Source organism: Daeguia caeni (assembly GCF_042653845.1).
GTDB classification, from domain to species: Bacteria; Pseudomonadota; Alphaproteobacteria; order Rhizobiales; family Rhizobiaceae; genus Brucella; species Brucella caeni.
Genome location: NZ_JBHSEL010000123.1, coordinates 1 through 13841 on the forward strand (window position 1 = coordinate 1; position 13841 = coordinate 13841).

Sequence of the window (13841 nt, forward strand, 5' to 3'; positions counted from 1 at the left end):
CATTCAGACAATCCAACCTGGCGAATGCTTAAACTACTTCGCCAGTGCTGGATATGGTTCCATCAAAAAGTGAAATGCTCTAGTTAGCACAAATGGTTACGCCTGAAGTATGGAATCCTGTCCGGGATTATCAAAACAAAAAGCCCGGAAGTGTTGGCTTCCGGGCTTTTTGATTCGATTTGAGAGCTGAAACTAGCCTGCGTCCCTGATGCGGGCCTGAGCAACTTCAATACGCTCAAGCGTTTCCTTCAGCTCAGCCAGACGTTCGCGTTCAGCCTCGACAACCTCTTCACGCGCATTGGCAACGAACTTTTCATTGGCAAGCTTTCCCTTCGTGCGTTCAATGTCGGCTGTCACCTTGGCTGCCTCCTTTGCAAGGCGAGCTGCTTCGGCCTTGAGGTCAATCAGGTTGCCAAGCGGGATGGCAATGGTGGCCTCGCCGAGCAGCAATTGGGCTGCCCCCTTCGGGGCGACAGCTTCAAACGTGACGCTTTCGACGCGGGCAAGACGCTTGATCGCCGCATCATGACGGGCAAAGCGGTCCCTGGTCTGCGCATTCGCATCCAGTACGACGATTGGCGCAACCGCGCCAGCCGGGACATTCATTTCGGCACGCACAGAACGAATGCCACTGACCAGATCGACCAGCCAATTTATATCGCTTGCAGCCTCTTCATCCTCGAAGGAAAGCTCCGGCCAGGAAGCAAGCGCCAGAACGGTCTCACGCTCCTTGCCTTCGCCTGCAGTAAGCGCCCAGAGCTCTTCCGTCATGAACGGCATGAACGGATGCAGGATCTTGTAGATCTGATCCAGACAGTAAGCAGACGTTGCCTGTGCTTCTGCCTTGGCGGCTTCATCCTCGCCCATGAAGATTGGCTTCAGCAGCTCAAGATACCAATCGCAGAACTGGTTCCAGACAAAGCGATAGGCCGCACTGGCCGCATCATTGAAGCGGTATTGAGCTATACCTTCGGTGACGGCGCGGCATGCCTTGGTCAATTCGGTGAGGATCCAGCGATTGACGGTTAGCTTGGCATTGTCCGGACGGAAATCCGGATCAAGCCTGACACCGTTCATCTGGGCAAAACGTGTTGCATTCCACAGCTTGGTGCCGAAATTGCGATAACCGGCAATGCGTGCCGGATCGAGCTTCACATCACGGCCCTGAGCCGCCATGATGGCGAGGGTGAAACGCAGTGCATCCGCGCCATATTCATCCATCAGTTCCAATGGATCGATGACATTGCCCTTCGACTTCGACATTTTCGCGCCGTGCTTGTCGCGCACCAGAGCATGCAGATAGACGGTATGGAACGGGATTTCCTTCATGAAATGAAGGCCCATCATCATCATGCGCGCGACCCAGAAGAACAGGATGTCAAAGCCTGTCACCAGAACGCTGGTCGGGTAATAGGTTGCAAGCTCAGGCGTCTGATCCGGCCAGCCAAGCGTCGAGAATGGCCAGAGTGCTGACGAGAACCATGTGTCGAGCACGTCGCTGTCGCGTTCAAGCTCGACATCCTTGCCATAATGCGCACGTGCGGCGGCTTTGGCTTCATCTTCACTTTTTTCCACGAAGCATGTGCCATCCGGACCATACCAAGCCGGGATCTGGTGTCCCCACCACAACTGGCGCGACACACACCATGGCTGAATGTTTTCCATCCAGTCGAAATAGGTCTTCTCCCAGTTCTTCGGCACAATCTGCGTGCGGCCTTCGCGAACGGCGGCCATGGCCGGCTTGGCCAGCTCGGCAGCGTTCACATACCACTGATCGGTCAGATAAGGTTCGATCGGCACGCCGCCGCGGTCACCATGCGGCACGGCATGAACATGATCCTCGATCTTTTCCAGATAGCCGCGTTCCTGCATCAGTTCGACAATGCGGACACGAACCTTGAATCGATCCTGGCCATCCAGCTCATCAATCAGCGCCTTCAGTTCCGGCGTGAGCGACAAGCCTTCAAGAAAATCGGCATTGTCCCTGAGCGTGATTGACGCATTCGCCGTCATGATGTTGATGGCGCGCAGATTATTGCGCTTGCCGACTTCGAAGTCGTTGAAGTCGTGGGCAGGCGTTATCTTGACCGCGCCGGAGCCGGCTTCCGGATCGGCATAATCATCGGCAACGATCGGAATACGGCGACCGACAAGCGGCAGAACGACATTCTTGCCGACATGTGCCTGATAGCGCTCATCATTCGGATTCACCGCCACACCCGTATCACCCAGCATGGTTTCCGGACGCGTGGTGGCAACGACAATATAGGTCTGCGGATTTTCAGGATCAAAAGCGACATTTTCCAGCGGATAGCGGAAATGCCACAGATGGCCCTTCATTTCGCGCGACTCAACCTCAATATCCGAAATTGCCGTCAGCAGTTTTGGATCCCAGTTGACAAGGCGCTTGTCGCGATAGATCAGGCCCTGTTTGTACAGCGTCACAAAGACTTCCAGAACAGCACGCGACAGCCCTTCATCCATGGTGAAGCGCTCACGCGACCAGTCGCAGGACGCACCAAGGCGGCGCAGCTGGTTGGCGATCATACCGCCCGATTCAGCCTTCCACTGCCAGACGCGTTCAACGAATTTCTCGCGGCCCATTTCGTGGCGGCTTGGCTCCTTGCGCTGCGCAAGCTGGCGCTCCACCACCATCTGGGTGGCAATACCGGCATGATCCATGCCCGGTTGCCACAATACATTCTTGCCACGCATGCGCTCAAAACGGACCATGATATCCTGAATCGTATTGTTGAGGGCATGCCCCATATGCAACGATCCAGTCACGTTTGGCGGCGGAATCACAACGGCGAAAGGATCTGCACCGGGCTTGGCACCTGCGCCTGCCTTGAAAGCCCCTGCCTTTTCCCAGCGTTCGGCAATTTTCGGTTCTATCGCCGCAGCATCATAGGTCTTGTCGAGCATGGATTTATCCGGTCTTTTCGCAATCAAAGAGTTGAGGCTCAATAGCAATTAACGGCTGACAAATCACTTCAAAAGTGCACCAGAACACCCATATTGCAGTAAAAACAAACCCATCTGCCAAGCAGACGGGTCATTATGTCACGAAATATGGCTTACAAGGCAGTCAATGCGGCCTTACGCATGACGCGCGCCAATCCTGCATATTGTATTCCTGCAATTCAGGTCGAAAACGGTACCCGCTTCTCCTGGAACAGCTTTAACGTGCCCCTTGCACGATGCGCTCGATCTCCTCGCGCACCAGACGCTCCACCAGTTCTGGCAAATTCTTGTCCAGCCAGTCCTGCAACATCGGACGCAGAACATCCGATGCAATTTCATCGAAGGAACGGCGCGGCCCGGAATGAACCGCATGATTGAGATCCTGAAAGACAGCCGATACATGACGCGCCGTCGCTTGTGAAAGAATACGTCCGGCATCTTCCTCTGTCATCGCCATCTCCTCTGCTTCTTCGACTTCCGGTGCAGCCGTGACAGGCTCAGAATCGGCAGTTGCCGCAACCGGCTCATGCGTTGCAAGGGCAGCCTGAGGCACGTCCATGCCTTCTTCTTCCGCCTCATGGATTTCGTCTGCTTCAGCAGCAATCATCTCAGAAATTGAAGCCGCGCAGGACTCTTCCTCAATGGCCACGCTGACCGCGGGGACTTCTGCGCTGGCTTCCATTTCGGCAGGCACGGTGGAAACAGTTTCGGGCACATTCAGGGCTTCAACACCCTGCCTGTCTTCAGAAATGCTCCTTTTTTCCTCAGCAGAAGAGCGGCGAAGCTCGGATACCGTCGCATGCGCCGGTGCGGCCATGTTTTCTGTCACCGGATGGCGCACCACATCGCTGTCTTCGATAATCCGACGAATTGATGCCAGAATTTCTTCCATAGACGGTTCACGCGCTGCGCTGGATATTTGTGCCATAGCTTCCGTCTCTCTCAATTGCTGCCTACTGTGAGCAGGGAATCATCGAATTGAAATTAACGAAGCTTTAAGGTTTTGAGAATCCCCCTGCAGGTACAGGAAAATCGTACCCACAGCTTTATGCAGGACCAGCCAGAAACGAAAATGGCGCCCGATGGCGCCATTCGTCCCTTTAGGATCAATTATCGCCCGTCCGGGGTACGAAGACCGATCCACTTGTCCTTGACGGCCTTGTAATGTTCTTCAGGCTTGTATTCCGCCACATTGAGACGCAGCTTCTGGACCGTGAGCCAGCCCGTTGCATTGAGCAGTGCATAACTTGCCACAACCACATCACGCTCAGCCTGAACAAGGGCGATCTGCGCATCCACAAGATCATTTTGCGCATTCAAGACATCAAGCGTCGTACGCTGGCCAACCTTGCGTTCTTCAATGACGCCATTCAAGGCGAGCTGGCGTGCGACGATACCGTCGCGGCTTGCCTTCACATTGGCGCGTGCAGCCTCAAGCTGTGACCATGCCGCAGCGATGGCCTGACGAACCTTGTCCTGCGTCACATCCACTTCAATGCGAGCCTGCCCCAGTTTTTCCTTTGACTGGCGAACGAGAGCCGATGAACGACCGCCCGTATAGATCGGGATGGTGACATTGATGCCAACCGAAGCAGTATTGCCATCGCCTGCAGTGACCGAGCCGCCATAAGTCTCCAGACGGCTTGCACTGGCCGACAGGCCAACCCCCGGCAGCAAGGCACCTTCCTTGGACTTCACATCATAGCCCTGTGCATTGACCGCATATCGGGTTGCCAGAATGCCAGGATGCTCAACAAGCGCCGTCCTGAAGGCTTCATCTGGCGATTTGGGCAGATTCTTTGCAGCACTTGCCGCCGCAAGCTTGTCCGGCTGCTGCCCGATCACCTGCAGATATTGCGCTTCGGCCGATTTCAGGGTCGCACGGGCGCCATTCAGCTTTGCAATGGCCGATGAACGACTTGCCTGTGCCTGTGCAACATCGGTGCGTGTGCCCTCTCCGACTTCAAGCCTCGCCTGAGCGGCGCGAACCTGTTCATTCATTGCCGCCAGATTCTTTTCGTAAAGCGCGGCAATCTGGCGATACATATAGACGTCCATATAGGCCGTCACGGCTTCCAGAAGCGTATTCTGCTCCGTATTGCGCAGGTTTTCGCGTTGAGCAAAAACTGCTGTTTCCGCAGCAGCAACATTGTTCTTGGTCTGAAAACCATCAAACAGCATCTGGTTCAGCTGAATGCCAAAGGAACCAGTGGTACGATTGGTTCCACTGGACGTCGTACTGTTCACACTGTAGCTGCCAGTAATTTGCGGGCGATAGCCAGACTTGGCAATTGGAACATTTTCATCCTGAACGCGCACGCCAGCACGTGCAGAATTCAACGAGGCATTATTCTTGTATGCTTTTATCAAAGCACCTTGCAGCGTTTCAGCATTAGCCAACGGGCTGATCAACATGGTACCAGACAGGAGTGCTGCTGCCGCGAGAAGCCCTTTGCAAGCCTTTAACACCTTATACCTCTTCCAAATCCAAATCCTGCAGATCGAACCGATTGGTTCGAAGTCGCATTATTAATGTCCACGTGCTTCAATTTCCACCGTCATCGTCAGCCCCGCTGCAAACAAAATCATGATGTTGCAGATATGTATCAAAGCCTTGATCAGAACTGGAATGAAGGCACCTTCTCAAAACCTGGTAAAGGTTTGACCGCAGCATTGAAAACCGTGCGACCTGCGACCACACCGCTTTCCTTCACATAAATACGTGCGACACCGGCATTCCCCTGTCCTTCAACGACAACGAGACGACCGCCATCCTTCAGCTGATTAAACAGGGGATCCGGCACAAAGTCGACCGCCCCCTCCACGAAAATCACATCATATGGCGCTTCGGATGCATAACCCTCCTTGAGGTCGCCTGTCACGATCACAACATTGTCATAACCAAGTTCACGCATCCGCGCCGTGGCAATATCCGAGAGTTCTGAATCGCTTTCCAGCCCAATAACCGAGCCCGCAAGTCTGGAGAGCACGGCCGACGAATATCCGGTCGCGCAACCGACATCGAGCACAACATCCTTCTTGCCGACACGGGCAAGCTGGATCAGCTTTGCAAGCGGCGAAGGCTCCATGATGTAGCGGGTATTCGGGCCCTCGCCCTTAACCGGCTGGTCTTCATCAATATAAGCCAGGAGCTGACGGTGAGCCGGAACAAAAACTTCGCGGGGGACAGTCAGGAACGCGTCAATAACACCGTGATCCGTCACATCGGTGGTGCGAATCTGGTTGTCGACCATCTTGGTGCGAAGATCGTGGAAATCGGCTGTCATAGCCCTAACCCTTCCTTGCCGCACAATGCGGCTTTCATGCCATGTCATTTACGCAATGCTGTTTCCGATTGACGCCACTCAGAGTTCGCCATCGAACAGTTTCTGCAGTTTATGTGAACCGAAAACCGAAGTTTCCAGATGACTATCATGATGGCCAGATGAATGGGCAAACCATGCAAATCACCATCAAAATCCGAAATCAGAACCACAGCAGGTTTCGCAAAATTCGCCCAGACAGTCAATCAATCCCGGAGAAACTAACAGCTTCAGGTGCACACTACCAGAGATGGAAAGCGAACGTTTTCCACCCCGCCAGCCATCCTTTTGACAATTCTGCTCCTAGAGAACAGTCGCAGGATAACCCGCAGCCGCCAATGCATCGAGCATCACCTGACGGTCAACCGCGGTTTCCACTTCAACCGTATGCGCTTTTAGATCAAAAGCAGGTTTTGCTACCGGATCAAGACTGGAGAGAACCCGCGTGATATTGTCGACGCAACCACTGCATTTCATTTTTTCAATCAGCAATTTCATTTGATTGCCACCCATAGCAGTTTCAGGAAAAGTGAAAACCGGTTTTCCGTTTGGAGTTGCAGAAAACCAATATGTTAGAGCGTTTCAGAGTTAACGTGCAAATCCGAATTGCCCCCGGTACAACACGAGCGAAGGCTAAACCTCTCCATCGTGGCAAGGTCAAGAACAAAGCACATTCCATTCCGCACAAAATCCTGTGACAAGCCTTCCTCAATAACGAAATCCGGCCAATACGCCCCCAAACTGGCATATTCCAGCCTGCAGCTGCCCAATCGGCATGTCCGCGACATAGTAATTAATCCATTATTCAGTATTCTATATATTTATGATATTATTATATAAGAGGGGGGGGGAATATCTGCAGCCAGTGAAAAACCTTGCCGCAATCTGTGGTTGAATGTAGACTATTTCAAACTACCAGACAAAGTGCATTTGTCATTATGACTGACATTCCTGCATATAGGCATATTGTCTGGATTTATCGTGTCGGGTGCGTTCGCGCCATTCTGGTCGGCCTTCCATAATTTCACCACAAGCAAAATATCAACAATAATCAACCAAGAAATACAGGTTTCAGTGGGGCGCTCAGTGAACACAAGATCCATATGCATTGCAACCGTTACACGCAACCGCCCACTGATGCTCAGGAACTTGTATCATTCTCTGAGCAATATTGCGGATATACAAGAATACCGGATCAGTTTTCTGATCGTCGAAAACAACCAGACGGCGACGCTGCATGATGTCGTGCAGGATATTATCAACACCTGCAATCTTCGTCTGGAATATATCGTTGAAAACGATATCGGCATTTCCTTTGCCCGCAACCGGGCAATCGAATATGCCATTGCAAACAGGCATGATTTTCTGATCTTTGTCGATGACGATGAATTTGTGGATCCTGACTGGCTTGCCAATCTCCTGGCCAGACAGGAAAAGTCTGATCTCGACCTTGTCGGCTCACTCGTCCTGCCAAAACCCTTCAGTGACGATCTGACCTGGCAGCAATGTCTGGTCTGGCGATCCATTGAATGTCATAGTGCCAGAACGGAAACCCGGCATCGAAAATTATGTGAACAGGGGCTCGATCACCGCATCAAGATTGCAACCGGAAGCTGGCTGGGACGGATCGCCTTTTTCGAAGAAACCGGTCTCAGATTCGATACCGGACTGGGTCTGTCGGGTGGTGAAGACTGGAAACTGTTTCATGAAGCGCAAGCGCAGGGCGCAAAGACCGGCTGGGCCCCGGATGCGATCGTTTATGAGACGGTTCCCGCGACGCGATTGAAATTTTCCTATCAGTTCAAACGCAACCGGGATCATGCCAACACACAGTTCTGGTTGCTTTATCGCCGCAATCCACGCAAGGCCCTGCTGAAATGGCCGCTTTATTTCATTATACGTTCGTTGAAATTCCTGCTCGCCGTATTGGCAATTCCATTCACGGGGGGACGCTCCATTCTGAGCGCCAGCAAATCACTCGGCGCCATCATCGGCCTCATCGATTGCCTGAAAGGTCATCGCACGCATCATTATAATACCATATATGGCAACTGATGCAGTCACGGGTGGATGACCGTGCGCGTGGAGCGCCAACTGTTATCAATACCAGCCAACAGCGATCTTGGCTTCTTCCGACATGCGATCAGCCGTCCAGGGCGGATCGAATGTCATGGTGACCTCAACATTGGAAACGCCTTCGACCGTACCCACGGCATTCTGAACCCAACCCGGCATTTCTCCGGCAACCGGGCAGCCCGGTGCAGTCAGCGTCATTTCGATCTTGACCGTGCGGTCATCCTCGATGTCGATCCTGTAAACAAGGCCCAGCTCGTAAATATCGGCGGGAATTTCCGGATCATAAACAGTCTTGAGCGCAGCGATAATGTCGTCTGTCATGCGCAGCAACTCATCCTGCGGAATGGCGGAGGCCGAAAAATCCGTCTTGTTTTCAGCCCGCTGATCCGCTGGGGCTGCATGGTCGGCATTATCCTGCGTTTTGTGATCCATCTCGGTCATCCGAAAAACTTTCTTGCCTTTTCCAGGGCTTCCGCCAAGGCATCCACTTCAGCGCGCGTATTGTAAAGGCCAAAGGATGCGCGGCATGTCGATGTTACACCGAAACGCTTCAAAAGTGGCTGTGCGCAATGCGTGCCAGCCCGTACCGCAACCCCTGCCCGGTCAATCACCATCGATACGTCATGCGCATGAATGCCTTCAAGCGCAAAGGAGATGATTGCGCCCTTGTCCGGCGCATTGCCGAAAATGCGCAGCGTATTGATGACGCCAAGCCGCTCATGCGCATATTTGCGCAGATCTTCCTCATGCGCGAGAATGGCATGACGGCCGATCTTTTCCATATATTCCAGTGCAGCCGCAAGGCCAATTGCCTGCACGATCGGCGGTGTTCCCGCCTCAAAACGATGCGGTGGATGATTATAGGTGACGTATTCTTCCGTCACTTCCTCAATCATTTCGCCGCCACCCTGAAACGGGCGCATCTGTTCCAGCATTTCGGCGCGACCATAAAGCACGCCAATGCCCGACGGGCCATAGACCTTGTGGCCAGTGAAAACATACCAGTCGCAACCGAGATCCTGCACATCAACCGGCAGATGCACCGCACCCTGACTGCCATCGACCAGCACCGGAATACCACGCGCATGGGCAAGCTCGACGATCTTCTTGATCGGCGTGACTGTGCCAAGCGCATTGGACATGTGGGTAATGGCAACAAGCCTTGTGCGCTCGGTCAGGCGCTTTTCAAATTCCTCGATATGAAACACACCATCATCATCGACCGGCGCAAAAACCAGTCTTGCGCCCTGGCGCTCGCGGATGAAATGCCACGGAACAATATTGGAGTGATGTTCCATGATCGAGAGCAGGATTTCATCGCCTTCGCCGATATGCGGCATGCCATAGCCATAAGCGACCGTATTGATCGCTTCGGTTGCATTCTTGGTGAAAACGATCTCGTTCACCGAACCGGCATTCAGAAAACGGCGAACCGTTTCGCGCGCCTTCTCATAAGAATCGGTCGCGGCATTGGACAGGAAATGCAGGCCGCGATGCACATTGGCATATTCGCTGGAATAGGCAGATGTCACCGCATCAATCACACATTGCGGCTTTTGCGCCGAGGCACCATTGTCGAGATAGACCAATGGCTTGCCATGCACCGTACGCGACAGGATCGGAAAATCCCGGCGAATAGCTTCGACGTCATAAGCTGCATTGAGCGGTTTCTTCTGGTCCATGATCGTTCCTTCAGCCATTCGGCAGATAAACGGGGCACAATAATGCGCCCCATCTCAATCAATCAGGCATGGACGGCAAGCCAGTCGGACAGCACATTTTCCAGTGCCTCGACCAGTGTCTCGTCTTCCAGCTCCTCAATGATTTCGGCAATGAAAGCCTTGATCAGGAGACCACGGGCTTCATTTTCCGGAATGCCGCGCGCCATCAGATAGAACAGATAGTCCTTCGACAGTTCGGCAACCGTTGCGCCGTGGCCGCAAGCAACGTCATCAGCAAAGATTTCAAGCTCAGGCTTGGCGTCAAACTCGCCCTCATCAGACAGAAGCAGCGTGTTGCAGGCCATGCGCGCATCAGTCTTCTGGGCGATCTGGGCAACACGGATCATGCCCTGGAAGGCGCCGCGCGCGCGGTCTTTCACCACATTGCGTACGATTTCCGAAGAGCGGGTGTTTTCCACCAGATGACCAACGGTCATGGTGACATCGGTATGGCTGTCATCGGCGAGAAGATTAAGGCCACGCAATTCGAAGTCGGAATCCTCGCCCTCGACATTGACATGCACTTCCTGACGGATGAGCTTGCCACCGGCATTCACGACATAAAGCGTGAGCTTCGCGCCCTTGCCAAGGGTTGCATTGAACTGTGCAAGTTGCGTGGACTGACCAAAATCGCGCAGGATGACCCAGATGATTTCTGCGCCATCGCCAACCTTCACATGGCTGACTGTAGTGGAGAAGGCATCACCCTCACCGCCCGTCTGGCGTTCAATGATGGTGGCCTTGGCATTGGCGCCGATCTCAACCGGAAAACGCGTATGACCCTGACCACTCTTCTGGACATTCTGGATTTCCAGTGGAGCTTCGAGTTCAGCACCTTCAGCAATCGACACAAGCCAGCCATCGCTGACATATGCCACATTGATCTGGCCGATCGCATCGTCACAGCCGCGCGTGCCAAGCTGACCGGCAATCGTGCCATCAGCCAGAGCATCACGTACTGCACGCAACGAAACACCTTCCGGCGCCCTGGAAGCAAGCGCTACCCCATTGCTTGTGGCAATAACGGATGAACCGGCAATGAGCGGCGCGCGTGGCTGTTCGCCTGCCGCATTATCAAAGGCCGGAACACCCTTCAGCAGGGTACGGAAATCGGTATAGTGCCAGCTCTCAATGCGGCGTGATGGAAGACCATTGAGCTTGAGCTGCTCAAGAGCCGCATCACGCGCAGTAATGACATCGCCATTGCCAGCCAGTTCGCCGATACGGTCAGCAAAACGGTCGATCAGAACCGTTTCAGCCGGTGTTCTCGGCCTTGCGGCGGTCTGGATATTCATGATCCAACCCTCCTCAGGCCGCTTCGCCGATCACATCGGCATAACCATTCTGTTCAAGATGCAGCGCAAGGTTCTTGTCGCCAGACTTGATGACCTGCCCCTTGTAAAGAACATGCACGGTATCAGGAACAATGTGCTCAAGCAGACGCTGATAGTGGGTGATCACGATCACGGCACGATCCGGCGAACGCAGTGCGTTGACACCGTCAGAGACGATCTTCAGCGCATCAATATCAAGGCCGGAGTCGGTTTCATCGAGAACGCAGAGGCTTGGCTCCAGAAGCTGCATCTGCAGGATTTCCGCACGCTTCTTTTCACCGCCCGAAAAACCGACATTGAGCGGACGCTTCAGCATGTCCATGTCGATATTGAGGCCGGCAGCGGCTTCCTTCACGCGCTTGATGAATTCCGGGATCTTCAGTTCCGGCTCTCCGCGCGCCTTGCGCTGGGAGTTCATGGCAACCTTCAGGAATTCCATCGTGGCAACGCCCGGAATTTCCAAAGGATACTGGAAGGCCAGGAAAATGCCCTTGGCAGCACGTTCTGCCGGGTCGAGTGCGAGAATCGACTCACCATTGTAGAGAATGTCGCCTTCGGTCACTTCATAGTCTTCACGACCGGCCAGAATATAGGAAAGGGTCGACTTGCCCGATCCATTCGGCCCCATGATCGCAGCCACTTCCCCCTTGTTGACGGTGAGGTTCAGGCCACGGATGATTTCGGTGTCCGTGTCGGCGATCTTTGCATGAAGGTTCTTGATCTCAAGCATGGGTATAAACCTTGGATTGTCCGGCTGGCATCGTCCAGCCGCAAAAACGGGATGGCGAAGGTGGCCGTCGGCAGAAATCAGCCGACGCTGCCCTCAAGCGAGATGCCGATCAGCTTCTGTGCTTCGACGGCGAATTCCATTGGCAGTTCCTGAATGACTTCCTTGACAAAGCCATTGACGATGAGGGCAATCGCCTCTTCTTCCGGAATGCCACGCTGCATCACATAGAACAGCTGGTCTTCGGAGATCTTCGAGGTGGTTGCCTCATGTTCGAACTGCGCGGTCGCGTTCTTCGCCTCGATGTAAGGCACGGTATGGGCGCCGCATTCATTGCCGATCAGAAGTGAGTCGCACTGGGTAAAGTTGCGGGCATTTTCCGCCTTGCGGTGAGCTGTCACCTGACCGCGATAGGTATTGTTGGACTTGCCGGCAGAAATACCCTTGGAGATGATGCGGCTCGACGTATTCCGGCCCAGATGGATCATCTTGGTGCCGCTGTCGATCTGCTGATGACCGTTGGAAACGGCGATCGAGTAGAATTCGCCACGCGAATTGTCACCGCGCAGAATGCAGGACGGATATTTCCAGGTGATCGCAGAGCCGGTTTCAACCTGAGTCCAGGAAATCTTGGAATTGACACCACGGCAATCGCCACGCTTGGTCACGAAATTATAGATGCCACCCTTGCCGTCCTTGTCGCCCGGGAACCAGTTCTGGACGGTGGAATATTTGATTTCGGCATTATCAAGCGCAATCAGCTCGACAACTGCAGCATGAAGCTGGTTTTCATCGCGCTGCGGTGCGGTGCATCCTTCCAGATAGGACACATAGGCGCCCTCATCAGCAATGATGAGCGTGCGTTCAAACTGACCCGTCTTGCGTTCATTGATACGGAAATAGGTCGAAAGCTCCATCGGGCAGCGTACGCCCTTCGGCACATAGACGAAGGAACCATCGGTAAAGACGGCCGAGTTCAGTGTCGCGTAGAAATTATCCGTCACTGGCACAACCGATGCCAGATATTTCTGCACCAGTTCCGGATGCTCGCGGATCGCTTCGGAAATCGAGCAGAAGATCACACCAGCCTTGGCGAGCTCTTCCTTGAAGGTCGTAACGACCGAAACACTGTCAAACACGGCGTCAACCGCCACACGGCCAGACGCATAGACATTGTCCGACGGATTGCCGTCGATCTCGCTCGGCTCACCCTGCTTGCGCACGCCGGCCAGAATTTCCTGCTCGCGCAGCGGAATGCCAAGCTTTTCATAGGTCTTGAGCAGTTCCGGATCGACTTCGTCCAGTGACTTTGGGCCTGTCTGGTTCTTTGGCGCCGCATAATAATAGGCGTCCTGAAAATCGATCTTCGGATAATTGACGCGCGCCCAAGTCGGCTCTTCCATGGTGAGCCAGCGTTCATAGGCCTTCAGACGCCATTCCAGCATCCATTCCGGCTCATTCTTCTTGGCCGAAATATAGCGGATAACGTCTTCATTCAGGCCCTTTGGGGCTTTTTCGGTTTCGATTTCGGTTTCAAAACCATATTTGTACTGATCCACGTCAAGTCCGCGGACCTGATCGATGGTTTCCTGCACGGCAGGCATTGGCGTTCTCCATCCTCGTCGGGGTCAAGGCCCAACAGTTGCAAACGTCACAGGGCAACAGCCGCATGGCTGCCGCCACAATATAGTGTGCG

The 13841-nt window shown here is 53.8% G+C and carries 11 protein-coding genes; 1 reads left to right on the forward strand and 10 read right to left on the reverse strand.

Features of this window, described 5'->3' with window-relative positions:
* Window positions 1–192 precede the first annotated feature (192 nt).
* The 5 genes from ACFO1V_RS13330 to ACFO1V_RS13350 all read right to left on the reverse strand — a co-directional run bounded on the left by ACFO1V_RS13330 (window position 193) and on the right by ACFO1V_RS13350 (window position 6785).
* Window positions 193–2925 (reverse strand): valine--tRNA ligase, encoded by a 2733-nt coding sequence (locus ACFO1V_RS13330; protein ID WP_374832391.1) that lies wholly within the window; start codon window positions 2923–2925, stop codon window positions 193–195.
* A gap of 256 nt (window positions 2926–3181) precedes the next feature.
* Window positions 3182–3892: a PopZ family protein gene (locus ACFO1V_RS13335; RefSeq protein ID WP_374832393.1), complete on the reverse strand. Its 711-nt coding sequence runs from the start codon at window positions 3890–3892 to the stop codon at window positions 3182–3184.
* 182 nt (window positions 3893–4074) lie between these two features.
* On the reverse strand, window positions 4075–5433 hold the full coding sequence (locus ACFO1V_RS13340) for a TolC family outer membrane protein (protein ID WP_374832395.1): 1359 nt from the start codon (window positions 5431–5433) through the stop codon (window positions 4075–4077).
* Window positions 5434–5582: 149 nt separating this feature from the next.
* Window positions 5583–6251, reverse strand: coding sequence for a protein-L-isoaspartate O-methyltransferase family protein (locus tag ACFO1V_RS13345; RefSeq protein WP_374832397.1), 669 nt, complete (start codon window positions 6249–6251; stop codon window positions 5583–5585).
* A 339-nt stretch (window positions 6252–6590) separates the two neighbouring features.
* The gene (locus ACFO1V_RS13350; protein WP_374832399.1) at window positions 6591–6785 is read right to left on the reverse strand and encodes a heavy-metal-associated domain-containing protein; all 195 of its coding nucleotides are present in this window, start codon (window positions 6783–6785) and stop codon (window positions 6591–6593) included.
* 588 nt (window positions 6786–7373) lie between these two features.
* On the opposite strand from ACFO1V_RS13350, the gene ACFO1V_RS13355 reads away from it, so the two are divergent.
* Window positions 7374–8342 (forward strand): glycosyltransferase family 2 protein, encoded by a 969-nt coding sequence (locus tag ACFO1V_RS13355; RefSeq protein ID WP_374832401.1) that lies wholly within the window; start codon window positions 7374–7376, stop codon window positions 8340–8342.
* A gap of 45 nt (window positions 8343–8387) precedes the next feature.
* On the opposite strand, the gene ACFO1V_RS13360 is transcribed toward ACFO1V_RS13355, so the two are convergent.
* The 5 genes from ACFO1V_RS13360 to sufB form a co-directional block, all read right to left on the reverse strand.
* Window positions 8388–8804 carry an SUF system Fe-S cluster assembly protein gene (locus ACFO1V_RS13360; protein ID WP_374832403.1) on the reverse strand — a complete coding sequence of 139 codons (417 nt, stop codon included), beginning with the start codon at window positions 8802–8804 and terminating at the stop codon, window positions 8388–8390.
* The gene (locus ACFO1V_RS13365) at window positions 8801–10045 is read right to left on the reverse strand and encodes a cysteine desulfurase (protein ID WP_374832405.1); all 1245 of its coding nucleotides are present in this window, start codon (window positions 10043–10045) and stop codon (window positions 8801–8803) included. Before ACFO1V_RS13365 ends, ACFO1V_RS13360 begins: the two co-directional genes overlap by 4 nt.
* A gap of 62 nt (window positions 10046–10107) precedes the next feature.
* Window positions 10108–11379: a Fe-S cluster assembly protein SufD gene (gene sufD / locus ACFO1V_RS13370; protein ID WP_374832407.1), complete on the reverse strand. Its 1272-nt coding sequence runs from the start codon at window positions 11377–11379 to the stop codon at window positions 10108–10110.
* A 13-nt stretch (window positions 11380–11392) separates the two neighbouring features.
* Entirely contained in the window at window positions 11393–12148 is a 756-nt protein-coding gene (sufC, locus tag ACFO1V_RS13375; RefSeq protein ID WP_374832409.1) for a Fe-S cluster assembly ATPase SufC, read from the reverse strand.
* A 77-nt stretch (window positions 12149–12225) separates the two neighbouring features.
* The gene (sufB, locus tag ACFO1V_RS13380; protein ID WP_374832411.1) at window positions 12226–13749 is read right to left on the reverse strand and encodes a Fe-S cluster assembly protein SufB; all 1524 of its coding nucleotides are present in this window, start codon (window positions 13747–13749) and stop codon (window positions 12226–12228) included.
* Window positions 13750–13841: the final 92 nt, after the last annotated feature.